We start from the raw sequence: 26,167 nt of genomic DNA on the forward strand, positions 1-26,167 counted from the left end.
GGGTCGCAGGCGCGCGCAGGGCGCCGGCAGGGTAGGGAGCGGGAGCGCTGTAGTGCGCCGCCGCCTCGGTACTGCTGGACGATGCGATCCGCGGCGCGCGCGGACCCTGGGGATTCAGCTCAGAGGTAGTCCTCGCGCCGCGGCGAGAACTGGTCCAGCAGCGTGCTGCCGGCCTCCAGCGCGACGACGCCGTGCGTCGTCAACCTCGGCGCCACGAACGCGTCGCCGGGCTTGAGCACGCGCTTCACCCCGCCGACGTCGCATTCGAAGGCGCCGCTGATCACGAAGGCGATCTGGTCATGCGCGTCGTGCGCATGGGGGGTGCCGATCGCGCCATGGTCGAACTGCACAAGCACCGACATCAGCTCTGGCGTGTGGCCGACGATCTTGCGGCGGATGCCGTCGCCGAGCTCGGTCCACGGCTCGGCGTCGTTCAGGAAGTACGGGCGGGTCATCGGGCTTGTCTCCTGGAATCGGGACGGTTCTCGGCCGTCGTTGCGAGCAACTATAACGACGTCGCAGAAAATTGAAACAGCGGTTCACTACATAGAAACCATAGTTCCGGGAAAGTCCGCAGGCCCGTACGCTGCGAACCCATCAGAGCTCGTGAAGCCACAGGACCGCCAGGAGACGACATGGAAATCCGCCAACCCATCCACAGTGAACACGCCCGCACGCTGGACACCGAAGGCCTGCGCCGCCAGTTCCTGGTCGACGAGATGTTCAAGCCCGACGAGGCGACGCTGACCTACAGCCAGATCGACCGGATCATCGTCGGCGGCATCATGCCGGTGACCCGGCCGGTGACCTTCTCGGCGGAGCTGGGCAAGTACACCGGCACCGACTACTTCCTGCAGCGGCGCGAGCTGGGCCTGATCAACATCGGCGGCGCGGCGCGCATCTTCGTCGACGACACGCAGTACGACGTCGGGCCGCGCGAGGCGCTCTACATCGGGCAGGGCGCGAAGATCGTCGAGTTCAAGAGCGTGGACAGCGCCAACCCCGCCAAGCTCTACTTCAACTGCGCGCCGGCCCACACCGCCTACCCCACGCGCAAGGTCACGCTGGCCGAGGCCTCGCCGGAGACGCTGGGCTCGCCCGAGACCAGCAACCGCCGCACCATCCACAAGTTCCTGGTGCCCGACGTGCTGCCGACCTGCCAGCTGCTGATGGGCATGACCCAGCTCGAGCCGGGCAGCCTCTGGAACACGATGCCCTGCCACCAGCACGACCGCCGCATGGAGGTGTACTTCTACTTCGACATGAAGTCCGACGCGGTGGTGTTCCACATGCTGGGCGAGCCGACGCAGACCCGCCACCTGGTCGTGCGCAACGAGCAGGCGGTCATCAGCCCGAGCTGGTCCATCCACTCCGGCGTCGGCACGCAGGCCTACACCTTCATCTGGGGCATGGTCGGCGAGAACCAGGTGTTCAAGGACATGGACCACGTGCCGATGACGACGCTGCGCTGAGCGCGGATCGTGGTGTCACGGCAATCAACGGAACGAATCACATGATCCTGGACAACTTCCAACTCGACGGCCGCGTGGCCATCGTCTCGGGCTGCAACACCGGCCTGGGGCAGGGGATGGCGGTCGCGCTGGCGCAGGCCGGCGCGCACATCGTCGGCGTCAACGTGTCCGACCCGGCGGAGACCCGTGGCGAGGTCGAGCGCCTGGGGCGACGCTTCCTCGACCTGCGCGCCAACCTCGGCGACATCAGCTGCATCGAGGGCCTCGTCGCCGAGGCCAAGTCGCTGACCGGCCGCGTCGACATCCTGGTCAACAACGCCGGCATCATCCGGCGCGAGGACGCGATCCGCTTCAGCGAGAAGGACTGGGACGACGTCGTCGACCTCAACCTGAAGACGGTGTTCTTCTTCTCGCAGGCGGTGGCCCGGCAATACCTGGCACAGGGCGGCGGCGGCAAGATCATCAACGTCGCGTCGATGCTGTCCTTCCAGGGCGGCGTGCGGGTGCCGTCGTACACGGCCAGCAAGAGCGGCGTGATGGGCATCACCCGGCTGATGGCCAACGAATGGGCCTCGCACGGCATCAACGTCAACGCGATCGCGCCCGGCTACATGGCGACCAACAACACCGCCGCGCTGCGCCAGGACGAGACGCGCAACGCCGCGATCCTCGATCGCATCCCGGCCGGCCGCTGGGGAAGCCCGGATGACCTGGCCGGCCCGGTCGTGTTCCTCGCATCGAAGGCATCCGATTACGTGAACGGGTACACCGTCGCGGTCGATGGGGGTTGGCTCGCTCGATAACCGGGCCCACCCCCTACGCGCTGCGCGCGCCCCCTCAAGGGGGCGAACCCAACGGCCGGCAAAGCCAGTCCGTGGGTTCCGCTGGATGAATACACCACGCGCGCGGCTTCAATGATCGGCCACCGATGAGACAACGGGGGATCGATGTACGAGAACAAGAGACTTGGGTTTCTGTTCGTCCTGCCATTCGTGCTGGGCGTGCTGCTGTTCAAGCTTTTCCCCTTCGTGATGAGCTTCGCGCTCAGCTTCACGCAGTACGACCTGATCGATCCGCCGACCTTCGTCGGGCTGCGGAACTATGAGGAGCTCGCGACCGCGGATCCGCTGTTCCGCAAGTCGCTGGGCGTGACGCTGCTCTTCGCGCTGCTGGCGGTGCCGCTGCGCGTGGGCTTCGCCCTGTTCATCGCGCACGTGCTCAATTTCAAGCTGCGCGGCATCAACTTCTTCCGCGCCGCGTTCTACATCCCGTCCATCCTCGGCGGCTCGATCGCGGTGGCGGTGCTGTGGCGTTTCGTCTTCGCGCGCAACGGCCTGGTCAACCTGGTGCTGATGAAGCTGGGCATCGAGCCGATCGCGTGGCTGGCCGACGAGCATTACTCGATGTGGACCATCGTGCTGCTGTTCACGTGGCAGTTCGGCTCGGCGATGGTGATCTTCCTGGCGGCGCTGCAGAACGTGTCGATCTCGCTCTACGAGGCCGCCGAGTGCGACGGCGCCAGCAAGATGCAGCAGCTCTGGAAGATCACGGTCCCGCTGATCACGCCGGTGATCTTCTTCAACGTGATCATGCAGATGGTGCACGCCTTCCAGGAGTTCAACGGCCCGTACATGATCACCGAGGGCGGCCCGCTGCACTCGACCTATGTGCTGGCGCTCTACATCTACGACCAGAGTTTCCGCTTCTTCAACCTCGGCTACGGCGCGGCGCTGTCGTGGGTGCTGTTCGCCCTGGTCGGTGGCCTGGCGGCGCTCTCCTTCTGGAGCTCGAAGTACTGGGTCTTCTACTCCGGCGAGAAGGAAACCCGACGATGAGCCGCCCGCCCGAATCCGTCCCGGTGCGCGCGCACGTGAACACGCCTCGTTCTTCCCAACTCCCTCTCCCGCTTGCGGGAGAGGGCGGGGGTGAGGGCAGCGGTCGTGGCACCGCGCCTGCCTTGATCCTCGGCCGCGACCGCGGCAACCGCACGCTGCGCTACCTCGCGCTGGGCGCGGTGGCGATCGTGATGCTCTACCCACTGCTCTGGCTGATCGGCGCCTCCTTCAAGAGCAACGCCGAGATCTTCAGCTCCGCCGGTTTCTGGCCGGACCGCCTCGACTTCAGCGCCTACGCCAAGGGCTGGAAGACCAGCACCGAATACACCTTCGCGACCTACTTCCTCAACAGTTTCCTGATCACCATCCCGCGCATCATCGTCACGGTGATCTCCTGCGTGCTGGTGGCCTACGCCTTCGCGCGCTTCGAGTTCTGGGGCCGCAAGACGCTGTTCAGCATCATGATCGCCACGATGATGCTGCCGCTGATCGTGCTGCGGCTGCCGCAGTACCTGGTCTTCCGCGAGATCGGCTGGCTGGACTCCTACCTGCCGCTGATCGTGCCTTCCGCCTTCGCGACCGACACCTTCTTCGTCTTCATGCTGGTGCAGTTCCTGCGCGGCATCCCGCGGGACATGGAAGAGGCCGCGCAGATCGACGGCTGCAACGCGCTGCAGCTGCTGTGGCACATCATCGTGCCGCTGCTCAAGCCGGCCATCATCTCCGTGGTCGTCTTCCAGTTCATCTGGACGATGAACGACTTCATGGGCCCGCTGATCTACCTCGCGTCCGTCGAGAGGTATCCGGTTTCCCTCGCGCTGAAGATGAGCATCGGCGCCACCGAGGAGGTCGAGTGGGCCAACGTCATCGCGATCTCGGTGGTGGCGCTGATCCCGTCGGTCGCGGTGTTCTTCGCGGCGCAGAAGCATTTCATCGAGGGCGCGACGTCCTCCGGAGTCAAGGGTTGACGACATGGCAAGACTGAGCCTCAACAAGATCGAGAAGGTGTACCCCAACGGCTTCAAGGCCGTGCACGGGGTGGACCTGGAAGTGCGGGACGGCGAGTTCATGGTCTTCGTCGGCCCGTCGGGCTGCGCGAAGTCGACGCTGCTGCGGATGATCGCGGGGCTGGAGAGCATCAGCGGCGGCGAGCTGCGCATCGGCGACCGTGCCGTCAACGCGCTGCCGCCCAAGCAGCGCGGCATCGCGATGGTGTTCCAGAACTACGCGCTGTATCCGCACATGAAGGTCTACGACAACCTCGCCTTCGGCCTGAAGCTGGCGGGCACGCCGAAGGCGGAGCTCGACCAGCGCGTGCGCCACGCCGCGGGCCTGCTGGAGATGGAGCACCTGCTCGACCGTTATCCGAAGCAGCTTTCCGGCGGCCAGGCGCAGCGTGTCGCGGTGGGCCGGGCGATCGTGAAGAAGCCCGACGTGTTCCTCTTCGACGAGCCGCTCTCCAACCTCGACGCCAAGCTGCGCGCCGCGATGCGCGTGCGGCTCACCGAGTTGCACCGCACCTTGCGCGAGAGCCGCCAGCCGGCCACGACGGTCTACGTCACCCACGACCAGGTCGAGGCGATGACGATGGGCGAGCGCATCTGCGTGCTCAAGGATGGCGTGATCCAGCAGGTCGACACGCCGACGGCGCTGTACGACCGGCCGGCGAATGCCTTCGTGGCGAGCTTCATCGGATCGCCGGAGATGAACCTGCTGGCCGCTCGACTGGTCGCGACCGACGTCGGCCTGGCCGTCGAGGTCGGCGGTGCGCGGCTGCCGCTGCCGGCGGAGAAGTCCGCGGGCATCGCCGCGTTGCCGCGCCTGGCGGACGGCGCGGTGACCTTCGGTCTGCGGCCCGAGCACATCGGCCTCGCGCCGCGCGCGCAGGGCGACAGCGTCCCCGTCGGCGCGCGGCTGCGCTTTACCGAGCACATGGGGTCGGAGGTCTACCTGCACGCCGAGCTCGGCCCGTTGCCGATCACCGCGCGCGTGCCCGCGGAGCAAGCCGTGGCGCTGAACGGTCTCGCACGCGGCGACGCATTGACGCTGCACCTGCAGATCTCGGCCTGCCACCTGTTCGACGCGACGAACGGCCTGAATCTGCTGTCGACCGCCTCCTCGACCTTCGCCTCTTCATCCGCGTCTTCGTCCGCCTCTTCGTCCTCTTCCTCAGGAAGCTACGCATGAGCCTGCCCCGACGACAGCTGCTCGGCATCGCCGCCGGGTCGGCCGCGATCGCGGCGACCGCGGGCCTCACCGCGGCGCTGACCGCGCCGGCGCGCGCGCAGGACAAGCCGACCGTGCTGCGCTTCGCCTGGTGGGGCGGCGCCGGCCGGCACGAAGCGACCTTGAAGGCGCTCGCGCTTTTCGAGCGCCGCCACGGCGTGCGCGTGAAGGCCGAGTACATGGGCTTCAACGGTTACCTGGAGCGGCTGACGACGCAGATCGCCGGCGGTTCCGAGCCCGAGGTCATGCAGATCAACTGGGCCTGGATGGCGATGTTCAGCAAGCGCGGCAACGGCTTCGCCGACCTGAACCGATACGGGCGCCTGCTGGACCTCGCGCAGTTCGACCGCGAGGACCTGGCCTACGGCGACGTCGACGGCAAGCTCAACGCGCTGCCGGTCTCGTTCAGCGCGCGGGTCATGCTGTGGAACCAGGCGGCGTTCGACCGGGCCGGTCTCGCGCTGCCCAGGACCTGGGACGACCTCTTCGCGGCGGGCCCCGCGTTCCGTCGCGTCCTCGGCGAGGACGCCTATCCGCTGGACGGCGAGCTCTACGACATGATGCTGCTGTCCCAGGCCTGGGTGCAGCAGCGGCACGGCATGGCCTACGTCGATCCTGCGCGGCCGCGCGTGGCGATGAATGAAGCCGCGGCGCTCGACTGGGTGCGCACCTACAAACGCCTGGTCACCGACCACGTCGCGACGCCGCTGCCGCTGCGCGCCAGCCTCGGCGGCGCGGAGAAACCGACCGAGCAGCAGCCCGACTGGGTCGTCGGCCGCTGGGCCGGCAACTACACCTGGGACTCGGTCATCGCGCTGCGCGCCTCCACGCTGGACAAGCAGCAGAAGCTGGTGCTCGGCGAGTTCCCGACGCTGCCCGGCGCGCTCGACAGCGGCATGTTCGGCCGCCCCACGGTGATGTACGCGGTCAGCCGTCATGCGGAGAAGAACGGCCGCGCGGAGATGGCGGCCAAGCTCGTCAACTTCCTGCTGACGGATCCGGAGGCCGCGGCGCTGCTGGGTCGCACCCGCGGCCTGCCATCGGCGCGCGGGCCTTACGAGCAGTTGAAGGCCGCCGGCAAGCTGCCGCCGCTGGAGGTCGCCGCGCACGAGCAGATCAAGGTGCAGCGCGAGTCGGGCCGGCTCAAGCGACCGGCGCCGCTGTTCGAGCACGCGCGGCTGCACAAGTTCATGCGCGAGGTCTTCGAGACCGTGGCCTACGGCAAGACCAGCGACGTCGACGCCGCGCGCCGCCTGGTCACGGAAGGCCAGGCGCTGCTGCAGCGGATCAAGTGAACACGCCCTGCCAGCGACAACACCGGCGACCACACCGGCGACAACACCAGCGATCAGAACGACCATGAAAGCCAACGAACGACAGCTCCACTTCGCCACGCGCGAGGACCCGGACACCGGCGCGCGCGTCACGCGGCTGACGCCCACCGACGTGACCTGCCACCGCAACTACTTCTATCAGAAGTGCTTCACCAACGATGGGTCCAAGCTGATCTTCGGCGCCGAGTTCGGGCCCGGCACGAGCTGGAACTACCACCTGCTCGACCTGAAGACGCAGGTGGCGACGCAGCTCACCGACCAGCCGGGCGAGAACACCTTCGGCGGATTCCTCAGTCCCGACGACCGGCACCTCTACTTCGTCCGCGCGGAGCGGCAGCTGATCCGGCTCTCGATGCGCGATCTGGGCGAGGAGGTCGTCTACACCGTGCCCGAAGGCTGGGTGGGCTATGGCACCTGGGTGGCGAATTCGGCCTGCACGAAAATGGTCGGCATCGAGATCGCGGCGAGCGACTGGTTCCCGCTCAGCGACTGGCAGAAGTTCCACCAGATGTTCCATGCGAAGCCGCGCTGCCGGCTGATCCGCATCGACCTGGCGACGGGCGCGCGCGAGGTGATCCTCGAGCAGCAAGGCTGGCTCGGCCACCCGCAGTACCGGCCGGGCGACGACAACACCGTCGCGTACTGCCACGAGGGGCCGCACGACCTGGTCGACGCGCGCATGTGGTTCATCGACGAGGACGGCCGCAACGTGCGCTGCGGTCGCCGCCACGATCCGGGCGAAAGCTGCACCCACGAGTTCTGGGTGCCGGACGGCTCCGCGATGATCTATGTCTCCTACCTGAAGGGACAGCGCGACCGCTGGATCTGCTCGCTCGACCCGGTCACGCTCGAATCGAAGCGACTGACGCGCATGCCGCCGTGCTCGCACCTGATGAGCAACCAGGACGGCACGCTGCTCATCGGCGACGGCTGCGACTCGCCGGCCGACGTCGCCGACACCGGCAGCCACCAGATCGCGACGGATCCCTTCCTTCACCTCTTCGACCTGAAGGCCGGCACCGAGCGCCGCGTCGCGCGGCACGACAGCTCCTGGCGCGTCTACAAGGGCAACCGGCAGGTCACGCATCCGCATCCGTCGTTCACGCCGGACGAGAAGCAGGTGCTCTTCAGCGCGGACGCCGAAGGCGAGCCCGCGCTGTATCTGGCGGATCTGTGATGCGGATGGCTCGTGTCGCCATGGCGGTCGTGGGAGCGATGACGCTGCTCGGCGCTTCGGCACAGGAGCGCCCGCAGCTCAGCGATGCGCAGGCGGCCACGGCGACGATGGCGAGCTACCTCGGGGACTGGCAGCCGGTGCCGCTCGATCCGTCGCGCTGGACGCCGACCTTCGTCGTCGCCGCCGACGGCAGCGGCACGCACCGCACGGTGCAGGCCGCCATCGATGCATTGCCCGCGAAGACTGCGGCGACCTCGACCCCGCCGACCACGTCGCGCGCGTACGTGCTGGTGAAGCCCGGCACCTACCGCGAGCCGCTTTGCATCCAGGACAAGGCGCCGTTCGCGCTGTATGGCGCCGGAGATCCGTCTGAGGTCGTGATCGTCGAAGGCCGCTACAACGCGCTGCCGAAGGCAAAGGGCGAGTCGGCCCACCGCTGCATGCCGCTGCTCGACGCCGAGACCCACGGCACGCCCGGCAGTGCCAGCGTGATGCTGTTCAGCGACGACGTCCAGCTCGCCCGACTGACCATCGCGAATGACGCGATGGACCGCGTTCGCGATGGACAGGGCTATCCAGCCGGCGTCGCCGAGAGCGGCGGCGCGCAAGCCGTCGCGCTGATGACGCGCGGCGACCGGATCCAGTTGGAACAGGTGCGACTCATCGGGCACCAGGACACGTTCTATGCGGAGCGCAGCGTCGCATCCGCATCCGCGGGCGGGCACGCGCCGCATGTCGCGTCCGACGAGGCCCGCGTGCTGGTGCGTCGCGCGGAGATCCGCGGCGATGTCGACTTCATCTTTGGCGGCGCGACGCTGGTCATCGACGACAGCCTGATCGTCAGTCGCGCGGGTCGCCGCGTGCCGGGACATGGCGGACACGTGATCGCGCCCAGCACGCCGAACGCGCTCGCGCGGGGTTTCCTGATCCAAAACTCGCGTTGGCTGGCCGAGCCCGGCGTGGCCCCGGCCAGCATCAGCCTGGGCCGGGCGTGGGACCGCGGCGTCGCGCGCGGTGAATGGCGCGCGTCGCCCACCGTTCCGAATGGGCAAGCGGTGCTGCGCGGCAACCTGCTCGGGCCGCACCTCGCTGCGTGGTCTGCGTCGACCTCTCGTCGTCCGTTCAGCGCGAGCGGCGAAGCGGTGAATCGCATGACCGAGTACCGCAACCTCACGCTGCCTGTCGCGTTGCCGGCCGCGGCGTTCGACGCGATCCCGTCGGGCGACGGCTGGGCATCAATGAACGGCGGCACGGTCGGCGGCGCGAGGGCGAAGCCCGAGGCGGTCCGCGTCGTGCGCACGCGCGCGGAACTCGATGCGGCGCTCGCGCTTGGCGACACGCCCAAGCTGATCGCGCTCGCGGCGCGTATCGACCTCGCCGCGGATGCGGCGGGGCGGCGACTGGGCATCGACGATTTCCGCGATCCCGCGTTCGACCTCGACGCCTTCGTCAGGCAGTACGACCCCGCGACCTGGGGCCGCCGCGAGCCCTCGGGACCGCTCGAGGACGCGCGCAGGCGTTCCGCGAAGCGGCAGGCCGCGCAGGTCGTGGTCAAGCTGCCGTCGAACACGACCCTCATCGGCGTGACGCCCGACGCGGGTTTCGACGGCGGATCGCTGATGCTGGACCAGGTCTCGCAGGTGATCCTGCGCAACCTGCGCTTCTCCGACGCCTACGACTTCTTCCCCGCCTGGGACCCCAACGACAACGGGCACGGCGAGTGGAACTCCGAGTACGACACCGTCTCGCTGCGCGAAGCCATGCAGGTGTGGATCGACCACTGCGCCTTCGACGACGGCGAACGGCCCGATCCGCGTGAGCCCGTGGCGCTGGGCCAGCGCCTGCAGCGCCACGACGGGCTGCTCGACATCACCCGTCGCTCGGACTTCGTCACCGTGTCCTGGAACGTCTTCCGCCGTCACGACAAGACGATGCTGATTGGCGGCGGCGACGGCCACCGCGACGATCGCGGCCACCTGCGCGTGACGCTGCACCACAACCTCTGGGATCAGGTGAAGGAGCGCACGCCGCGCGTGCGCTACGGGCAGGTGCACGTCGCCAACAACCTCTACGTCGCGACGGCCGGCGGCGACTACCCCTACGGTTATTCAATCGGCGTGGGCATCGCCTCGCAGGTGTTGAGCGAGCACAACATCTGGGAGGCGTCGCCGGGCATCGTGCCGGAGCGCATCGTGCGCCTGCTCAAGGGCGACCGCATCGAGGACCGCGGCTCCCGCTTCAACGGCGACCCCGTCGATCCGGTGCGCCTGCTGCGCGCCACCAACCCCGACAAGGCAGTTGTCGGCGACGCCGGCTGGACCCCGCCGTACCGCCTGCCCATCGATGTTGCGGCCGATGTGCCGGCCCGGGTTCGCGCGGGCGCGGGGACGGGCCGGCTGTGGTGAAATCTCCCCTTTCCAGGAATACCTTGCGCATGGATGACGATCTGAACGATGGCAAGCAGCAGCCCGAATCCGTGGCCGCGGTGCTCAAGGTTTTCGCCATCCTGCAGGCCTTGTCAGAACGCAGTGATACCGGTATCTCGGAGCTGTCCGTCCGGCTCGCCATGCCCAAGGCGACCGTCTACCGGTTCCTGCAGACGATGAAGACGCTGGGCTACGTCCGGCAGGAGACCGACAGCGAGCGCTACGGCCTGGCGATGAAGGTCTTCGAGATCGGCGCCAAGGCGCTGCAGTACCCGGACCTGGTCGACCTGTCCAAGCACCACATGCAGATGCTGGCCGACGCCACCGGCGAGACGGTGCATCTGGGCACGCTGATCGACAGCGAGATCATCTACGTCCACAAGGTCGATTCCAAGCACATGCTGGGCATGTACTCGCGCATCGGCCGCCGCGCGCCGCTGCACTGCACGGCCATCGGCAAGGTGCTGATGGCCTGGGAGCATCCGGAGCGCCGGGCGCGCGTGCTGGCCGGCGCCGAGTTCCAGCGCTTCCGCGACAAGACCATCACCGAGCCCGCGGCCTTCCAGGCCGAACTGGAGCGGGTGAAGCGGCAGGGCTTCGGCGAGGACCGCGAGGAATTCGACGACCACATCCGCTGCCTGGGCGTGCCGATCTTCGACCGGCTCGGCCAGCCCATCGCCGGCATGAGCGTCAGCTTCCCGACCTTCCGCTACGACGACGCCAAGGCGCCCGAGGTCGTGGCGATGCTGCAGGCGGCCAGCCGGGACATCTCGGCCCGGCTGGGCTGCACGAAGTTCCCGCTGGACGATGCGTGACGCGCGGCATCGACGCGATAACGCGACAGCGCGATAACGAGGTTGTCGCGGAGGCCGATGTTGTCGTACAACTGATCCCGATGAATGCCTCGCTGACCCGTTCCCGCCCCAAATCGCTGGCCCTCGGACTTGTCCGCGCGCTGGAGGACCGGATCCGTGCGGGTGCGCTCGCCAACGGCGACAAGCTGCCGACCGAGGCGGCGATCATGGCCGAGTTCGAGGTCAGCCGGACGGTGGTCCGGGAGGCGATCTCGAAGATGCAGGCGGCGGGGCTGGTCGAGACCCGGCACGGCATCGGGACCTTCGTCCTGGGCCTGGGGGAGGGCGGGCCGTTCCGGATCGGCGCCGAGCAGATGGCGACGCTGCATGACGTGGTCGCGGTGCTGGAGCTCCGGATCGGCATCGAGACCGAGGCCGCGGCGCTGGCTGCGCAGCGGCGCGGCGATGCGCATCTGCTGAACATGCGGGCGGCGCTGTCGGCATTCGCCGAGGCCGCGGAGGCGGGCCGCGACGCCGTGGCGGCGGACTTCCAGTTCCACCTGGAGATCGCCCGTGCCACCGGCAATCCGCACTTCGAGCACCTGATGGCGACCCTGGGTGCACCGAGCATCCCGCGCGCGCGCCTGGCCAGCCTGGCGGCTGCGGGAGACGAAGACCCGCTCGCCCAGCGCGACTACCTGCTGCGCGTCAACGCGGAGCACGAGAGCATCCTCGATGCGATCGCCGCGCGCGACCCCGAGGCGGCTCGTGCCGCCATGCGGACGCACCTGGCCAACAGCCGCGAGCGGCGTCGCCGCGCGGCGCTCGCGCTGCAGGACAAGCGCTAGGCCCGTACCCGCGCTCGACGCCTCGCACGCATCGCACGAGCAGCGCCGCTGAACCTATCGGATTACGCGTTTTTCCCGACCCGGATGGCGGCTGATCGCCTTGCCATCGGCGCAAGCTAACTTGTATGATGACTGACAACAAGACCGCCAAAGTGTCGACGGGTTGAGCCCCGGCGTCGCACCAAGAGCGGTTTCCACGGTTCCTTCCCGGAGACAAACCATGACCGTCCTGACCCGCCGCCTGGCCGTCAAAGCCGCTGCCGCCCTCGGCGCCGCCGTCCTGTCCACCTTCGCGGCCGGCCTGGCCCACGCCAGCGGCTTCCCCGACCGGCCGGTGACCATCGTCGTCCCGTTCCCCGCCGGCGGTTCCACCGACATGCTGGCCCGCGCCATGGGCGCCGAGCTGCAGAAGAGGTGGGGCCAGACCGTCATCGTCGACAACCGCCCCGGCGCCACCGGCACCCTCGGCACCACCCAGGTCAAACGCGCGGCGCCGGACGGCTACACGCTGCTGGTGTCCTCGCTCGGCCCCTTCGTCATCGCGCCGCACCTGATCAAGGCCGTCCAGTACGACGCCCTCAAGGACATCGACCTGCTCACCGTCGCCATCCAGGCGCCCAACGTGCTGGTCGTGCCCGCCTCCTCGCCGCTCAAGAGCGTCAAGGACGTCATCGACACGCTCAAGAAGGAGCCGGGCAAGATGAGCTTCGCCTCCTCGGGCAACGGGTCCTCCGACCACCTCACCGCCGAGCTGTTCTGGCTGCAGACCGGCACCAACGGCCTGCACGTGCCGTACAAGGGCGGCGCCCCCGCGATCAGCGACCTGCTGGGCGCCCAGATCGAGGCCTCCTTCCAGAACGTCAACGCGGTGCTGCCGCACATCCTCGGCGGCAAGCTGCGCGCGCTGGCCGTGACCGGCGACAAGCGTTCCGCCGTGCTGCCCAACGTGACCACCTTGTCCGAGTCCGGCATCAAGGGCGCCGACGTCTACTCCTGGCAAGGCGTCGCCGCCCCCCGGGGCCTGCCGCCCGCCGTGCGCGCGCAGCTGCAGAAGGACATCGTCGCCGCGCTGCACGACCCGGCGGTGAAGCAGAAGTTCTCCGACATCGGCATCGAGACCGTCGCCAACACGGCGGACCAGGCGCAGGCCTTCCAGAAGACCGAGTTCGCGCGCTGGAAGCAGGTCATCGAGACCCGCAAGATCACCGCCGATTGATCCAGATCGACCAGGAGCTTCTCGTGAGCGCAAGCAGTCCCCTCGTCACCTCCGCCCGCGCGATCCCGGTCGCCGGCCGCGACGGCATGCTCATGAACCTGAGCGGCGCGCACGCGCCGTTCTTCACCCGCAACCTGCTGATCCTCGAGGACAACGCCGGCCACGTCGGCATCGCCGAGATCCCCGGCGGCGAGCCCATCCGCAAGACGCTGGAGTTGGCCGGCGAGCTGCTCGTCGGCCAGCCGGTCGCGAAGTGGAACGCGCTGCTCGCGCAGGTCCGCGAGCAGTTCAAGGGCCTCGACAGCGGCGGCCGCGGCCTGCAGACCTTCGACCTGCGGACCACGATCCACGTGCTCACCGCCGTCGAATGCGCGCTGCTGGACCTGCTCGGCCAGCACCTCGGCGTGCCCGTGTGCGAGCTGCTCGGCGAAGGCAAGCAGCGCGACAGCGTCGCGATGCTGGGTTACCTGTTCTTCGTCGGCGACCGCACGAAGACGGGCCTGGCCTACAAGACCCCGGAGGACGAAGCCTGCAGCGACGCCGCGACCGACGCTTGGCTCAAGGTGCGTCACCACGTCGCGATGACGCCGGAGACCATCGTCGAGCAGGCCGCCGCCGCGCAGGCGCGTTACGGCTTCAAGGACTTCAAGCTCAAGGGTGGCGTGCTGGCCGGCGAGCGAGAGGTCGAGGCGATCCAGGCGCTGAAGGCACGTTTCCCCGACGCGCGCGTCACGCTCGATCCCAACGGCGGCTGGCTGCTGAAGGACGCGATCCGCCTGCTGCGCGACCTGGGCGGCGTGCTGGCCTATGCCGAGGATCCCTGCGGCGCCGAGGACGGCTTCTCCGGCCGCGAGGTGATGGCCGAGTTCCGACGCGCCACCGGCCTGCCGACGGCCACCAACATGGTCGCCACCGACTGGCGCCAGTTCACGCACGCGCTCAGCCTGCAGTCCGTCGACATCCCGCTGGCCGATCCGCACTTCTGGACCCTGTCCGGCGCGGTCCGCGTCGCGCAGACCTGCCGCGACTTCGGCCTGACCTGGGGCTCGCATTCCAACAACCACTTCGACGTGTCGCTGGCGATGTTCACCCATGCCGCCGCCGCCGCGCCGGGCCGCCTCACCGCGATCGACACGCACTGGATCTGGCAGGACGGCCAGTTCCTGACCGAGAAGCCGCTGCAGATCGTCGACGGCGAAGTCGCCGTGCCGACCGCGCCCGGCCTGGGCGTGACGCTCGACATGAAGGCCGTCGAAGCGGCCCACCAGCTCTACCTGCAGCACGGCCTGGGCGCGCGCGACGACGCCCTCGCCATGCAGCACCTGATCCCCGACTGGAAGTTCGATCCCAAGCGGCCCTGCATGGTCCGCTGAACGATCCCCCCGAACGAAACCTGGAGAGAGACATGCAAGATCAGAAGAAGTCGTTCCGCATCACCCGCCGTGCCGTCATCGCCGCCGCCGCCCTCGCCGCGGTGGCAGGAGTTGCCCCCGGCGCCTTCGCGCAGGCCGCCTGGCCCAGCAAGCCGCTGAAGATCATCGTCCCGTACACGCCGGGCGGCTCCTCGGACATCATCGCCCGCATCATTTCGCCGATGCTGGGCGAGGCGCTCAAGCAGACCGTCATCGTCGAGAACAAGCCCGGCGCCAGCGGCAACATGGGCGCCGACCAGACCGCCAAGGCCAACGACGGCTACACCATCATGCTGTGCGACGTCAGCGCGCTGGCCATCAGCCCGTCGCTGTACACCAAGCTCAACTTCGACCCGTCCAAGGACCTGAAGGGCGTGGCGATGCTGGCGTACTCGCCGCACATGCTGGTCGTCCACCCGTCGGTGCCGGCCAACAACCTGAAGGACCTGGTCGAGCTGTCCAAGAAGTCCAAGATCGACTTCGCCGTGACCGCGATGGGCAGCGCGCCGCATCTGGCCGGCTTCCAGGTCGCCAGCCTGACCGGCGCCAAGTGGGAATACATCCCGTACAAGGGCGGCTCGCAGGCCGTCACCGACACCATCGCCGGCCAGACGCAGGTGCTGATGAACGGCATGCTCGCGACGTTGCCCTTCGTGCAGCAGAACAAGCTCAAGGTCATCGGCGTGAGCAAGTCCACCCGCGTGCCGCTGCTGCCCAACGTGCCGACGCTGGCCGAGCAGGGCGCCACCGGCTTCGAGTCCGGCACCTGGCAGGGCATCCTGGCCCCGGCCAACATGCCCAAGGCCAACATCGACAAGCTGTCCGCCGCGCTGATCGCGATCATCCGCTCGCCCGAGGTCCGCGCGCGCCTGGCCGCGCAGGGCGCCGAGGTCAGCACGATGAACCCGACCGAGATGGACACCTTCTTCAACGCCGAGCGCAAGAAGTGGGCGGGCGTCGTGGCCAAGAGCGGGCTCAAGCTCGATTGATGTCCGTCTGATGCTCGAGCGCCGCTCGAGTGATCCCCGTTTGATTCCGCCTTCAGGAGCCCCGCCATGCCGACGCCGACCACGCCCTATTCCGCCTTCCCCAACACGCTGCGCCAGCGCCTGGTCGCCGGCGAACGCCTGATCGGCTGCTGGTGCTCGCTCGCCAGCCCGATCAGCACCGAGGTGCTGGGCGTGGCCGGCTTCGACTGGCTGCTGCTCGACGGCGAGCACTCGCCCAACGAGGTCAGCAGCTTCGTGCCGCAGCTGATGGCGCTCAAGGACAGCGTGAGCGCGCCGGTCGTGCGACCCAGCAGCAACAACCCCGTCGAGATCAAGCGGCTGCTCGACGCGGGCTTCTCCAACTTCCTGGTCCCGTTCGTCGAGAGCGCGGAGGAGGCGGCCCGGGCCGTCGCCTCGACGCGTTATCCGCCGCAGGGCATCCGCGGCGTGTCGGTCTCGCAGCGCAACAACCGCTACGGCACGGTGCCGGGCTACTTCCAGGGCATCAACGAGCAGATCGCCGTGATCGTCCAGATCGAGAGCCCGGCCGGCGTGGCCGCGGTGGCGGACATCGCGGCGGTGGCGGGCGTGGACGCCGTGTTCATCGGCCCGTCCGACCTGGCGGCCGGCTACGGCCACCTGGGCAACCCGCAGCACCCCGACGTGCAGGCCGCCATGGCCGCCATCTACGCCGCCTGCAAGGCGGCGGGCAAGCCGGTCGGCATCCTCGCGCCGGTCGAGGCCGACGCGCGCCGCTACATCGAGCAGGGCGCGACCTTCGTCGCCGTCGGCAGCGACCTCGGCATCTTCCGCGGCGCGACGCAAAGCCTGCGAGACAAGTTCAAGGACTGAAAGAGAGAACTGCAATGAGCATCAAGATCGGTTTCATCGGCCTGGGCATCATGGGCGCGCCCATGGCGGTGCGTCTCGCGCAGGGCGGGCATCAGCTGTTCGTCCACACCCGTTCCCAGGTCCGCGAGGACGTCGCCGCCGTCGGCGTCACCGTCTGCGACAGCGCGACGGAAGTCGCCCAGCAGGCCGAGGTGATCTTCACGATGGTGCCGGACACGCCGGACGTGGAGCGCGTGCTGTTCGGCGAGGGCGGCATCGCCGCCGCGTTCGCCGGCGGCAAGGGCGCGGGCAAGACGGTCGTGGACATGAGCTCGATCTCGCCGATCGCGACCAAGGACTTCGCGGCCCGCATCGAGGCGCTCGGCGCCGAGTGGCTGGACGCGCCGGTCTCCGGCGGCGAGGTCGGCGCCAAGGCCGGCACGCTGTCGATCATGGTCGGCGGCAAGGAGGGCACCTTCGCGCGCATCAGGCCGCTGTTCGAGCTGATGGGCAAGAACATCACCCTGGTCGGCGGCGCCAGCGCGGGGCAGGTCACCAAGGTGGCCAACCAGATCATCGTGGCGCTGAACATCGCCGCCGTGAGCGAGGCGCTGGTCTTCGCTTCCAAGGCCGGCGCCGATCCGGCCAAGGTGCGCGAGGCGCTGATGGGCGGCTTCGCCTCCAGCCGCATCCTGGAGGTGCACGGCGAGCGCATGATCAAGCGCACCTTCAACCCCGGCTTCCGGATCGCGCTGCACCAGAAGGACCTGAACCTCGCGCTGCAGAGCGCCAAGGCGATGAGCGTGGCACTGCCCAACACCGCCAACACCGCGCAGCTGATGCAGGCCGCCGCGGCGCAGGGCTGGGACCAGCTCGACCATTCGGCGCTGGTGCGCGCGCTGGAAGTGCTGGCCAACCACGAGGTCGGTAGCACTACGGACGCCGCCTGAGGGGGCGAGTCTCCACAATCGCCGGTCATGAGCCAGTCCATCGACGCTTCCGCCTCCTCGGCCGCCCCGGCCGCCTCGGCCTCCCAGATGTCCGGTCCTGGTTCGTCCGGCCCGGGCTCCCCGATCGCCGGCTCTCCGGAGGCTGAAGCCCTGCTTGCCGATCCCCGCGCGCTGCTCAAGCATCTCTACCGCGTGGCGGTGGACCGGGCGCTGCCGGGCAAGATCCTGGAGAGCCACCTGCCGCCGCCCCCGAAGGGCCGCACGCTGGTGATCGGCGCGGGCAAGGGCGGCGGGTCGATGGCGCAGGCCTTCGAGGCCGCCTGGCCGGCGAGCGCGCCCATGACCGGGCTGGTGATCACGCGCTACGGGCACATCCCGCCGGACTACCGGCCGCGCCGCATCGAGATGGTCGAGGCCGCGCACCCGGTCCCCGACGCCGCCGGCGAACGCGCCGCGGCCCGGATGATGCAGAAGGTGCGCGACTTCAACCCGACCCCCGACGACCAGGTGATCTGCCTGATCTCCGGCGGCGGCTCGGCGCTGATGCCGCTGCCGGCGCCGGGATTGACGCTGGCCGACAAGCAGGCGGTCAACCGCGCGCTGCTGGCCAGCGGCGCCAACATCGTCGAGATGAACTGCGTGCGCAAGCACCTCAGCGGGATCAAGGGCGGGCGGCTGGCCGCCGCCTGCGCGCCGGCCAAGGTGTTGACGCTGATGATCTCCGACGTGCCCGGCGACGATCCGCAGGTGATCGCCTCCGGCCCGACGGTGCCCGACGCGAGCACCTGCGCCGAGGCGCTGGCGATCTGCCGCCGCTACCGCATCGCCTTGCCGCAGCTCGCCGTCGACGCGCTGGAGCGCGGCGAATGGGAGACGCCCAAGCCCGGCGACCGATGCTTCGACGGCCATGAGCAGCGCATCATCGCGGCGCCGCGCCAGAGCCTGCTCGCGGCCGCCGAGGCGGCGCGCGCGCTGGGCATCACCGCACACGTGCTGTCCGACGAGATCGAGGGCGAGTCCCGCGAGGTCGGCCGCGTGCACGCCGCGCTGGCGCGCTCGGTGGCGCGGCACGGCGAGCCCTTCGCCAGGCCCTGCCTGATCCTGTCCGGCGGCGAGACCACGGTGACGCTGGTGCCGCAACCCGGACGCGGCGGCCGGGCCGGCGAGTTCGTGCTCGGCTGCGCGATCGCGCTGGACGGACAGCCGGAGGTCTGGGGCCTGGCCGCGGACACCGACGGCATCGACGGCGTCGAGGACAACGCCGGCGCCTTCCTCAGCCCCAGCACCCTGGAGCGCGCCCGCGCGCTCGGCCTGAAGCCGGCGGACCTGCTGGCGGCCAACAACGGCTATGCGCTGTTCGAGGCGCTCGGCGACCTGCTCATCACCGGGCCGACGCAGACCAACGTCAACGACTTCCGCGCGCTGCTGATCCGCTGAGCGGTCACGCCCGCGCAGGGCGGCGCATCTCCCCCCATCGAGCGAATCGAGGGGGAGATTGACCAGATGTTGACGTGCCTCAAGGCAATTTCCGTCGAGGGCGAGGACAGTCCGGCATTCCCGCTTTCCGAGAGTTGCCGAGCATGCCCGTGATTGCCCCCCTGATCTCCGACCCGTCTCCTCCCGCCAGCGCCGGGTTGATCCCCGGCCCCGCGCATCCGATCCCCTGGCGTGCGCTGCTCGGCGACCTGCTGCTGGACGGCGCCAGCTGGTCCGCGCTGGCCGGCATGACCCAGGTGCGGCGCTGCCAGGCCGGCGAGCTGGCCATCCGTCGCGGCGACGCCGCCGTGGCCATGCTCGCACTGTGCGAGGGCAAGGTCGCCGCGCGCGCCCCAACGGCCGGGCCGCAGTGGCTGGACCTGCACACCGCCTGGCTGGAAGGCCGCTACGAGGAGGACGTCAGCGTCGTGTCCGCCTCGGCGTTGCTGATGGTCTGGCCGATGGCGGTGGCGACGATGTGGCTGCGGTCGCAGCCGCTGGTGCTGGAGTCGCTGGTGCGGGCCTCGGCCGCGCAGATGCGGGACGCGCAGTCGGCGATCCGCGGCCTGACGATGAAGGACGCGACCGGTCGGGTGGCCGCCTGGCTGCTCGCGCAGGCGGGCGCCGCCGAGGAATTCCAGCTCGCCGAGCGCAAGCGGGACGTGGCGGCGCAGCTGTCGATCTCCCCGGAGACGCTGTCGCGCACCCTGCGCCAGCTCGCCGATCGTGGTGTGGTGGCGGTCCGCGGCTATCGCATCGGGCTGCTGGACCGGGTCGAACTGCTGGCGCTGGCGCGCGGTCGCTGAGCGGCTTAGACTGGTCGCCACACTTTCCGTCGCGTCCCAAGGAGGCCCATGTGACGATCGCCAGCGTGACCCCCGCCGCCACCACCGTTTCCAGCGCGGAACGATTCTTCGGGGGGCATGCCAGCCTTCCGGTGATGCCCGAGGTCGGACGCAAGCTGCTGCGCAGCCTGGACGACGACGGTGTCTCGCTCGGCCAGATCGCCGAGCTGATCGGCAAGGATTCGACGCTCGCGGCCAAGGTGCTGCGGCTGGCCAACTCGGCGCGCTACAGCCCGTCGCACACGATCAGCACCTTGCAGGACGCGGCCATGGCGCTGGGCCTGGAGACGCTGCGAAACCTCGCGATGGCGGCCAGCCTGACGGGCACCTTCCCCGACGTGAAGGGCCTGGACCGCCAGCGCTTCTGGCGCCACAGCATGCGCACGGCCGGGTACGCGCGGTTGCTGGCCAAGCTGCTGCAGGGCGACGCCGACACGGCCTACCTGGCCGGCCTGATGCTGCGCACCGGGCAGCTGATGATGGCGATGACCGAGCCGGACCAGGTCGCGGACGTCGAGGCCCACGCGGGCGAGCCGGGCAGCCGCTTCTCGCTGGAGTCCAGCCGCTTCGGCTGCACGCATGCGGACGTGACGGCGGCGCTCGCGGCGCACTGGCACTTCCCGGCCGATCTGGTCGAGGCCTTCACGGACGCGAACGTGCCGCTGGAGGTCAAGCCCTTCTCGATGCTCGCCGCGATCCTGCACCTGTCGGAGGTGATCGCGGACGCCTGCGACCAGGACGCGGACCGCATCGCCGCGCTGACGACGGCGGTGCCGGAACTGGTCGAGCACCTCCACCTGGACCTCGACTTCCTGCGCCTGCGCCTGGATGGCTGCGGGGATCCGGGGCAGGACGTCGAGCTGATGCTCAAGTGAGGCCAGGCTGAGGTAAGGTCAGTCGTTTCACGATCCAGACGAGCATCGGAGACGGCATGACGACATACCAAGGAAGCTGCCACTGCGGGCGTGTGGCCTACGAGGTGGAGGGCGAGATCGACGGCGCGATGGCCTGCAACTGCTCGATGTGCCAGCGCAAGGGCTCGCTGCTGTGGTTCGTGCCGCGCGCGCAGTTCCGGCTGAAGACGGAAGATGCGGCGGCGGCCACTTACGTGTTCAACAAGCACGCGATCAAGCATCGCTTCTGCGCGGTGTGCGGGATCCATCCCTATGCGGAAGGCACGAACCCCAAAGGCAATGCGATGGCGGCGATCAATGTCCGCTGCCTCGAGGGCATCGATCTGGAGAGCGTTCCGGTCACGCACTACAACGGCCGGGATGCCTGATGCCGCGCTCTGACTCCCTCTCCCGCTTGCGGGAGAGGGCAGGGGGTGAGGGCCAGCGGCCGTTGAAGTACGGAAGCCCTCTGACTGCCGAGTCTGCTGGCCCTCACCCCCACCCTCTCCCGCAAGCGGGAGAGGGAGTGAGAGTGCACCGAGCTGACCGGTAGATTGCTCTACCTGTCTTGCTCCCTCTCCCGCTTGCGGGAGAGGGCAGGGGTGAGGGCCAGCGGCGGTGGAAGTACTGAAGCCTTCTTGCCCCGGCGCAGCCCGTCAGCGCACGCTCACAGCTTCGTGACCCGCACCCAGTTCAGGTTCCAGCCACCCGCCGGCGCATAGATGCCGAGGGCGTAGGTGCCGGCGTTCACGTTCACCGTGTGCGACACCGTCGTCCAGTTCTGCCATCCACCGGTCGCCGGGATCGTGACCTGGCCGAGCTGGATGCTGCCCGCATTCAGGTCCAGCGACAGCCGCGAGCCGCTCGGGCTGGCGACGCGGTACTCGACGCGGTAGCTGCCGCTGGTCGGGAAGTTGACGTTCGCATAGGCCATCCAATCGCCGGCGTCGATCCAGCCGACGTTGCTGCCGCCTTCGCTGCACGCTTCGGTCTGCACGCCGCTCTGGTTGGTGAAGCTCTCCGCCTCGATCAACTTGCCGCTCGTCGGCGGCGGCGTGGTGCCGCCGATCTCCGAGCGGATCGCGGTCAGCAGGCTGTTGGCGCCGGTGCCGTCCTGCGCCAGCTCCCAGATCATCACGCCCGCGCCCTGCTGTAGCGCCAACCGCGTCTTGGCCTTGATCGTCGGGATGCCGTTGTAGGTGATGTAGCCGCAGCTGGCGCACAGCGTGCCGACCAGGTCCTTCTGCGCCGCCGCCGCGCCGAACTGGTTGACGATGTCGTTGAAGCCGTAATCAGACGCATAGCCGTTGAAGCCGTAGCCGTAGAACGGCACGCCCAGCACCAGCTTGTCCTTCGGCAGCCCGCGCGACTGCCACGTCGCGACGTCGCGCTGCGCCTGCGCGTAGGACGAATGCTCCTGCCCGACCTGACCCCAGCTCGGTCCCACGTTGTCGTACGACATGATGGTCACGAAGTCGAAGTGCGGGATCGACGAGACGGGCACCATCCCGCCTTCGTAGCTCGCCGTGGCCGCGGTGACCAGCTTGCCGGGCAGCGCGGCGCGCAGCGCCTGGATGAAGGGCGTGTAGTTGCCGGCCCGGTCGATGGCGGTCAGCACGGCGCCTTCGATGTCGATGTCGGCGCCGTCCAGGCCGAAGGTGTTGACGAACTGCGCCAGGCCGTTGACGGTGGCCGCGCGGCTGCCGGGCTGCAGCAGCGTCTGCCAGTTGCCGGAGCAGCCGGGGATCGCGCCGCCGGCCACCGAGATCAGCACCTTCACGCCCGCCGCGTGGGCCTTCTGCACGACGTAGCTGATGTCCGCGGCGGAGGCGTCCATGCAGGTCGGATTGCCGTTGCTGAGGAAGGCGCCGCTGCCCGACGGATTCGCGAAGGCGAGGTTCACATGGGTGAGCTTGGTGAGGTCGGTGCGGTCGGCCACGGCGCGCAGGCCCTTCCACGCCGGGATGTAGCCGACCACCTTGGTCTGGGCAAAGGCGCTGGAGGCCGTGCCGCACAGGGCGAGTGCGGCGAGGGCGAACGAAAGGCCGGTGAGGACAGGACGGCGGAACGATTCGGACAGTGTCATCGCGAGCTCCCTTGGGATTGAAGGACCGTCGGGCGTCGCGCGACATCCGCGCGGCCTCGATCGATCGACGGCGATTCTGTGGCGTTTTGTGAAACCGCTTTCAATCGTGTCCCTGAACAGGCGACGCATGTTCCGTATCGAGTGCAACGAGGCGTTGCGCGTCCTGAGTACGTCGGAGGCGCATGTCGGCTGTGTAAAGCGCAAAAGCCTGGAAACCTGCTTGCGCCCGCTTACCAAACGGCGCCACCGGTTGCAGGTCGTGCGAGGAGCGCTCCGAATAATCCGCCGCCTACCTCCAAAGGTCTAAAGGACGGATTCCATGAACACCACCACGAGGCGCTGCGGCGCTGCCCTCCGCCTGCATCCGCTGGCCCTGTCCCTGGTCGTCGCCGGCGTGCTCGCCGGCTGCGGCGGCGGCAGCGACGGTTCGGGCGCGCTGGTCGGTGCTGCGCGCCAGAACGGTGGCGCGACCGCATCCACCGGCTCGACCGCGGCCGCGGCCGGGACGCAGGTCTGCTTCTACGAGCATGTGAACTACGCCGGCGCCAGCATGTGCCTGGCCGCCGACTCGGCCTGGGTGGGGTCGGGCTGGAACGACCGCATCTCGTCGGTGAAGGTGCCGGCCGGCTTCAAGGTGCAGCTGTTCGCCGACATCAACTACGGCGGCAAGTCGATCACGCTGACGGCGGACAACGCCAACCTGGTGCCTTCGGGCTTCAACGACGCCGCCTCGTCGATGCGCATCACCGCGCCGCCGGCGGCCGCCAAGGTGACGCTGGCCTCGGTGCAGTTCGCACAGTCCATGCTCTACGGCAGCAGCGACAGCCAGCTGGTGCTGGTCGCCAACAAGCCGGCGCTGCTGAAGGTCAACGTGACCGCGCCCGCGGGCACCGTCGCGCCGACGGGCATTGTGCGCATCGACAACACCGTCGACGGCAGCGGCCGCGACCTGGTGCTGGCCGCGCCGCGCCGCGGCCTGCCGACGACGGTGTCGGAAACGCAGTCCTTCGACGACGCCTACAGCGTGAGCATCCCGGCCGAGCTGGTGAAGAACGGCCTGAAGGTGACGGTGAACGTCGCGGGCGCCGCGGCGCAGAGCATCACGCCGCGCGTGGGCGGCGGCACGCCGATGCGATTCATCCCGATCCCGGTGCGCATCGCCGGCACGACCGGCCAGCTGCCGACGGACCAGTCCGCGCATCTGCGCGCGCTGTTCCCGGTGTCGACGGTGACGCTGCAGTCGCACCCGGCCTTCGTCTCGAGCAAGGTCACGACGCTGCCGAGCACCGACGCGCAATGGAGCGACGCCTTCGGCAAGATCCTGGGCGAGCTCGCCGACCTGCACCGCATCGAGGGCGCCGCGCGCCACGACTATTACTTCGGCTTCATCCCGAAGCGCACCTGGGGCCTGGCGGGTCTGGGTTACGTGCCCGGCAACTCGGCGGTCGGCTTCGACATGCCGAGCAATCCGGACACGGTGCGCGACGTGGTGGCGCACGAGCTCGGCCACAACTTCTCGCTGCCGCACGCGGCCTGCGGCGGCGCGGGCTCGCCGGATCCGAAGTACCCGTACCCGGACGCCAACCTGGGCAAGCCGGGCCGCTACATCTGGAGCTACCTGTCGGACACGGGCTCGTTCTACGACCCGCGCCCGACGGACCGCCACGACATCATGAGCTACTGCGGCGGCACGGTGTTCTCGGACTACAACTACCGCATCATGCAGACCTACCTGACGCCGGCCGACACGGTCAAGGCGCAGGCGGCGGAGGCCAAGGCGGTGGCGCAGGACGTGCTGCTGGTGAGCGGCAGCATCAACGGCCGGCAGGTCGAGATCAACCCGGTCAAGGCGCTGTTCGCCAAGCCTGACGCGGCCTCCGGCCCGTACGTGCTGCGCGTGCAGACGACGGGCGGACAGATCCAGGACGTGGCCTTCACGGCGCAGGCGCTGGACCATGACGGCGACAACCAGCACTTCAGCGTGCTGGTGCCGAAGGTGGACAACATCGCCGCCATCAGCGTGCTGAAGGACGGCGTGACCCTGTCGCAGGCCCAGGCGCGGGTGAGCAACGCCCGTGCGAAGGCGCAGGCGGCCGGCGGCAGCCGCGCGCAGGTGACGGTGAAGGAAGCGTCGGGCAAGGCGACGCTGCGTTGGGATGCGGACTCGGCGCCGTTCCTGAGCGTGACCTGGACGGACGGCACGCGCCGACTGAACCTGGCGCAGGACCTGCAGGGCGGCGAGGCGACGCTGGACACGCATGAACTGCCGGCCGGCGGCCGCTTCGAGTTCATCGTGTCGGACGGTCTGAACGCGCAGCGGGTCGAGACGGCACGCTGAAGCGGCTGTGCGCGCGAGAGCGCGCTGTCAGTCAGACGGGGGATCGGGCTTGAGGGCGCGATCCCCCGTTGTCGTTGGGATCGCCGGTGCGCGATGCGCGGTCGAGGGGAGGGCGGACGTCCTGACGCAGAATGCGCTGCATGAGTGTCGTCGTCGATTTCGAGGCCGACGGATTCGCGCTGATCGTATCCGTGGTGGATCCCGAGGAACTGCTGGCGCTGGCGCCAGTGATGCTGCGCGAGGGCGCGGTGGGTGGTTCGCGCTGTCTGCTGGAGCGACGGGAGATTGCCGCATTGGCGGTCTCGCTGAAGGCGCATCGCGTGCTGGGGTCGCTGATTCCGAAGGACCACGTCGCGGTCCAGTGCACCTATTTCGAGAAGTCTAGCGACCGCAACTGGCTGGTCGCCCTGCATCAGGACCTGAGCATTCCCGTGGCCCGACGCGTGGACGCGCCGGGGTTGCGAGGCTGGTCCGACAAGGAAGGCACGCTGTTCGTGCAACCGCCGCGAGAGGTGCTGGAGCAATTGATCGCCGTCCGCTTGCACGTCGATGCGTGCGGCGCGGACGATGGGCTGCTGCGCGTGGTGCCTGGATCGCACCGGCTGGGCGTGCTCACGCCGGAAGCCGCCGCAACGGTCCGCGCCGATCGCGGCGAGTCCACCTGCACCGCCTCCGCGGGCGATGCGCTGGTCATGCGCCCGCTGGCGCTGCATGCGTCATCGAAGTCCGCCGGAACCAGCAGGCGTCGTGTCCTGCATTTCGTGTTCGGTCCTGCGCGATTGCCGCTGGGACTGGAATGGTCGGTAAAGAGGGAACATTCAGCGGGATGACTGACGTGAACTGCGCGACCGCGTCGTCACAGGTAAAACAGCGCCCAATCGAATTGATTCGCGGTGCGGACGGCAAAGAGGTCGAGGTGAAGACCGAGGCTGATCTTCATGCCGTAGGAAAGAAATACGGTGTCATCAAACTCCTCGACGACGAACCTCACTGGTCAGACGATGGTCATTAAGTCCCGA

At 68.9% G+C, this 26,167-nt stretch carries 24 protein-coding genes; 22 read left to right on the forward strand and 2 right to left on the reverse strand.

Features of this window, described 5'->3' with window-relative positions; translation table 11 throughout:
- Positions 1 to 119: 119 nt before the first annotated feature.
- Positions 120 to 455 (reverse strand): cupin domain-containing protein, encoded by a 336-nt coding sequence (locus tag AC07O8_RS06015; protein ID WP_495047175.1) that lies wholly within the window; start codon positions 453 to 455, stop codon positions 120 to 122.
- 180 nt (positions 456 to 635) lie between these two features.
- Between AC07O8_RS06015 and kduI the strand changes: the two genes are divergently transcribed.
- The 19 genes from kduI (at position 636) to AC07O8_RS06110 (ending at position 21,113) form a co-directional block, all read left to right on the forward strand.
- A complete protein-coding gene (kduI, locus tag AC07O8_RS06020) occupies positions 636 to 1,472 on the forward strand; it encodes a 5-dehydro-4-deoxy-D-glucuronate isomerase (RefSeq protein WP_495047176.1) in 837 nt (278 codons plus the stop codon).
- A 41-nt stretch (positions 1,473 to 1,513) separates the two neighbouring features.
- Positions 1,514 to 2,275, forward strand: a complete 762-nt coding sequence (gene kduD, locus AC07O8_RS06025; protein ID WP_421033079.1) for a 2-dehydro-3-deoxy-D-gluconate 5-dehydrogenase KduD — start codon at positions 1,514 to 1,516, stop codon at positions 2,273 to 2,275.
- A 144-nt stretch (positions 2,276 to 2,419) separates the two neighbouring features.
- Positions 2,420 to 3,307 (forward strand): carbohydrate ABC transporter permease, encoded by an 888-nt coding sequence (locus AC07O8_RS06030; RefSeq protein ID WP_495047177.1) that lies wholly within the window; start codon positions 2,420 to 2,422, stop codon positions 3,305 to 3,307.
- Positions 3,304 to 4,275 carry a carbohydrate ABC transporter permease gene (locus tag AC07O8_RS06035; protein ID WP_495047178.1) on the forward strand — a complete coding sequence of 324 codons (972 nt, stop codon included), beginning with the start codon at positions 3,304 to 3,306 and terminating at the stop codon, positions 4,273 to 4,275. Before AC07O8_RS06030 ends, AC07O8_RS06035 begins: the two co-directional genes overlap by 4 nt.
- 4 nt (positions 4,276 to 4,279) lie before the next feature.
- Positions 4,280 to 5,494 carry an ABC transporter ATP-binding protein gene (locus AC07O8_RS06040; protein ID WP_495047179.1) on the forward strand — a complete coding sequence of 405 codons (1,215 nt, stop codon included), beginning with the start codon at positions 4,280 to 4,282 and terminating at the stop codon, positions 5,492 to 5,494.
- A complete protein-coding gene (locus tag AC07O8_RS06045) occupies positions 5,491 to 6,828 on the forward strand; it encodes an ABC transporter substrate-binding protein (protein ID WP_495047180.1) in 1,338 nt (445 codons plus the stop codon). The genes AC07O8_RS06040 and AC07O8_RS06045 overlap by 4 nt, the downstream gene beginning before the upstream one ends.
- Positions 6,829 to 6,892: 64 nt before the next feature.
- Positions 6,893 to 8,044: an oligogalacturonate lyase family protein gene (locus AC07O8_RS06050; RefSeq protein WP_495047181.1), complete on the forward strand. Its 1,152-nt coding sequence runs from the start codon at positions 6,893 to 6,895 to the stop codon at positions 8,042 to 8,044.
- The gene (locus tag AC07O8_RS06055; RefSeq protein ID WP_495047182.1) at positions 8,044 to 10,449 is read left to right on the forward strand and encodes a pectinesterase family protein; all 2,406 of its coding nucleotides are present in this window, start codon (positions 8,044 to 8,046) and stop codon (positions 10,447 to 10,449) included. The genes AC07O8_RS06050 and AC07O8_RS06055 overlap by 1 nt, the downstream gene beginning before the upstream one ends.
- Positions 10,450 to 10,478: 29 nt before the next feature.
- On the forward strand, positions 10,479 to 11,285 hold the full coding sequence (gene kdgR, locus AC07O8_RS06060; protein WP_495047183.1) for a DNA-binding transcriptional regulator KdgR: 807 nt from the start codon (positions 10,479 to 10,481) through the stop codon (positions 11,283 to 11,285).
- 80 nt (positions 11,286 to 11,365) lie between these two features.
- Complete coding sequence (locus AC07O8_RS06065) at positions 11,366 to 12,112, forward strand: FadR/GntR family transcriptional regulator (protein WP_495047608.1); 747 nt, start codon at positions 11,366 to 11,368, stop codon at positions 12,110 to 12,112.
- 220 nt (positions 12,113 to 12,332) lie between these two features.
- Positions 12,333 to 13,328 carry a Bug family tripartite tricarboxylate transporter substrate binding protein gene (locus AC07O8_RS06070; RefSeq protein ID WP_495047184.1) on the forward strand — a complete coding sequence of 332 codons (996 nt, stop codon included), beginning with the start codon at positions 12,333 to 12,335 and terminating at the stop codon, positions 13,326 to 13,328.
- 86 nt (positions 13,329 to 13,414) lie between these two features.
- On the forward strand, positions 13,415 to 14,701 hold the full coding sequence (locus AC07O8_RS06075) for an enolase C-terminal domain-like protein (protein ID WP_495047609.1): 1,287 nt from the start codon (positions 13,415 to 13,417) through the stop codon (positions 14,699 to 14,701).
- A 32-nt stretch (positions 14,702 to 14,733) separates the two neighbouring features.
- Positions 14,734 to 15,729, forward strand: coding sequence for a Bug family tripartite tricarboxylate transporter substrate binding protein (locus tag AC07O8_RS06080; protein WP_495047185.1), 996 nt, complete (start codon positions 14,734 to 14,736; stop codon positions 15,727 to 15,729).
- 66 nt (positions 15,730 to 15,795) lie between these two features.
- Positions 15,796 to 16,581, forward strand: a complete 786-nt coding sequence (gene garL / locus AC07O8_RS06085; RefSeq protein WP_495047186.1) for a 2-dehydro-3-deoxyglucarate aldolase — start codon at positions 15,796 to 15,798, stop codon at positions 16,579 to 16,581.
- Positions 16,578 to 17,510, forward strand: a complete 933-nt coding sequence (locus tag AC07O8_RS06090) for a 2-hydroxy-3-oxopropionate reductase (protein WP_495047610.1) — start codon at positions 16,578 to 16,580, stop codon at positions 17,508 to 17,510. The genes garL and AC07O8_RS06090 overlap by 4 nt, the downstream gene beginning before the upstream one ends.
- 87 nt (positions 17,511 to 17,597) lie before the next feature.
- Positions 17,598 to 18,947, forward strand: a complete 1,350-nt coding sequence (locus AC07O8_RS06095; RefSeq protein ID WP_495047611.1) for a glycerate kinase type-2 family protein — start codon at positions 17,598 to 17,600, stop codon at positions 18,945 to 18,947.
- 143 nt (positions 18,948 to 19,090) lie between these two features.
- The gene (locus AC07O8_RS06100) at positions 19,091 to 19,792 is read left to right on the forward strand and encodes a Crp/Fnr family transcriptional regulator (RefSeq protein WP_495047187.1); all 702 of its coding nucleotides are present in this window, start codon (positions 19,091 to 19,093) and stop codon (positions 19,790 to 19,792) included.
- A 50-nt stretch (positions 19,793 to 19,842) separates the two neighbouring features.
- Entirely contained in the window at positions 19,843 to 20,706 is an 864-nt protein-coding gene (locus tag AC07O8_RS06105; protein WP_495047188.1) for an HDOD domain-containing protein, read from the forward strand.
- A gap of 56 nt (positions 20,707 to 20,762) precedes the next feature.
- Positions 20,763 to 21,113, forward strand: a complete 351-nt coding sequence (locus AC07O8_RS06110) for a GFA family protein (protein ID WP_495047189.1) — start codon at positions 20,763 to 20,765, stop codon at positions 21,111 to 21,113.
- Positions 21,114 to 21,391: 278 nt separating this feature from the next.
- Here AC07O8_RS06110 and AC07O8_RS06115 read toward each other — a convergent pair whose 3' ends face one another.
- Positions 21,392 to 22,810, reverse strand: a complete 1,419-nt coding sequence (locus tag AC07O8_RS06115) for a carbohydrate-binding protein (RefSeq protein WP_495047190.1) — start codon at positions 22,808 to 22,810, stop codon at positions 21,392 to 21,394.
- A gap of 319 nt (positions 22,811 to 23,129) precedes the next feature.
- On the opposite strand from AC07O8_RS06115, the gene AC07O8_RS06120 reads away from it, so the two are divergent.
- The 3 genes from AC07O8_RS06120 (at position 23,130) to AC07O8_RS06130 (ending at position 26,160) form a co-directional block, all read left to right on the forward strand.
- A complete protein-coding gene (locus AC07O8_RS06120; RefSeq protein WP_495047191.1) occupies positions 23,130 to 25,148 on the forward strand; it encodes a peptidase inhibitor family I36 protein in 2,019 nt (672 codons plus the stop codon).
- A 140-nt stretch (positions 25,149 to 25,288) separates the two neighbouring features.
- A complete protein-coding gene (locus AC07O8_RS06125) occupies positions 25,289 to 25,978 on the forward strand; it encodes a phytanoyl-CoA dioxygenase family protein (protein WP_495047192.1) in 690 nt (229 codons plus the stop codon).
- Positions 25,975 to 26,160, forward strand: a complete 186-nt coding sequence (locus tag AC07O8_RS06130) for a hypothetical protein (protein ID WP_495047193.1) — start codon at positions 25,975 to 25,977, stop codon at positions 26,158 to 26,160. The genes AC07O8_RS06125 and AC07O8_RS06130 overlap by 4 nt, the downstream gene beginning before the upstream one ends.
- Positions 26,161 to 26,167 lie beyond the last annotated feature (7 nt).

The organism is Roseateles sp. GW821-FHT09G09 (assembly GCF_059415965.1).

Bases quoted from the DNA above. Each gene is read 5' to 3' on its own strand.
- AC07O8_RS06015 (WP_495047175.1), bottom strand. From the start codon at position 455: ATGACCCGCCCGTACTTCCTGAACGACGCCGAGCCGTGGACCGAGCTC.
- kduI (WP_495047176.1), top strand. From the start codon at position 636: ATGGAAATCCGCCAACCCATCCACAGTGAACACGCCCGCACGCTGGAC.
- kduD (WP_421033079.1), top strand. From the start codon at position 1,514: ATGATCCTGGACAACTTCCAACTCGACGGCCGCGTGGCCATCGTCTCG.
- AC07O8_RS06030 (WP_495047177.1), top strand. From the start codon at position 2,420: ATGTACGAGAACAAGAGACTTGGGTTTCTGTTCGTCCTGCCATTCGTG.
- AC07O8_RS06035 (WP_495047178.1), top strand. From the start codon at position 3,304: ATGAGCCGCCCGCCCGAATCCGTCCCGGTGCGCGCGCACGTGAACACG.
- AC07O8_RS06040 (WP_495047179.1), top strand. From the start codon at position 4,280: ATGGCAAGACTGAGCCTCAACAAGATCGAGAAGGTGTACCCCAACGGC.
- AC07O8_RS06045 (WP_495047180.1), top strand. From the start codon at position 5,491: ATGAGCCTGCCCCGACGACAGCTGCTCGGCATCGCCGCCGGGTCGGCC.
- AC07O8_RS06050 (WP_495047181.1), top strand. From the start codon at position 6,893: ATGAAAGCCAACGAACGACAGCTCCACTTCGCCACGCGCGAGGACCCG.
- AC07O8_RS06055 (WP_495047182.1), top strand. From the start codon at position 8,044: ATGCGGATGGCTCGTGTCGCCATGGCGGTCGTGGGAGCGATGACGCTG.
- kdgR (WP_495047183.1), top strand. From the start codon at position 10,479: ATGGATGACGATCTGAACGATGGCAAGCAGCAGCCCGAATCCGTGGCC.
- AC07O8_RS06065 (WP_495047608.1), top strand. From the start codon at position 11,366: ATGAATGCCTCGCTGACCCGTTCCCGCCCCAAATCGCTGGCCCTCGGA.
- AC07O8_RS06070 (WP_495047184.1), top strand. From the start codon at position 12,333: ATGACCGTCCTGACCCGCCGCCTGGCCGTCAAAGCCGCTGCCGCCCTC.
- AC07O8_RS06075 (WP_495047609.1), top strand. From the start codon at position 13,415: ATGCTCATGAACCTGAGCGGCGCGCACGCGCCGTTCTTCACCCGCAAC.
- AC07O8_RS06080 (WP_495047185.1), top strand. From the start codon at position 14,734: ATGCAAGATCAGAAGAAGTCGTTCCGCATCACCCGCCGTGCCGTCATC.
- garL (WP_495047186.1), top strand. From the start codon at position 15,796: ATGCCGACGCCGACCACGCCCTATTCCGCCTTCCCCAACACGCTGCGC.
- AC07O8_RS06095 (WP_495047611.1), top strand. From the start codon at position 17,598: ATGTCCGGTCCTGGTTCGTCCGGCCCGGGCTCCCCGATCGCCGGCTCT.
- AC07O8_RS06100 (WP_495047187.1), top strand. From the start codon at position 19,091: ATGCCCGTGATTGCCCCCCTGATCTCCGACCCGTCTCCTCCCGCCAGC.
- AC07O8_RS06110 (WP_495047189.1), top strand. From the start codon at position 20,763: ATGACGACATACCAAGGAAGCTGCCACTGCGGGCGTGTGGCCTACGAG.
- AC07O8_RS06115 (WP_495047190.1), bottom strand. From the start codon at position 22,810: ATGACACTGTCCGAATCGTTCCGCCGTCCTGTCCTCACCGGCCTTTCG.
- AC07O8_RS06120 (WP_495047191.1), top strand. From the start codon at position 23,130: ATGAACACCACCACGAGGCGCTGCGGCGCTGCCCTCCGCCTGCATCCG.
- AC07O8_RS06125 (WP_495047192.1), top strand. From the start codon at position 25,289: ATGAGTGTCGTCGTCGATTTCGAGGCCGACGGATTCGCGCTGATCGTA.
- AC07O8_RS06130 (WP_495047193.1), top strand. From the start codon at position 25,975: ATGACTGACGTGAACTGCGCGACCGCGTCGTCACAGGTAAAACAGCGC.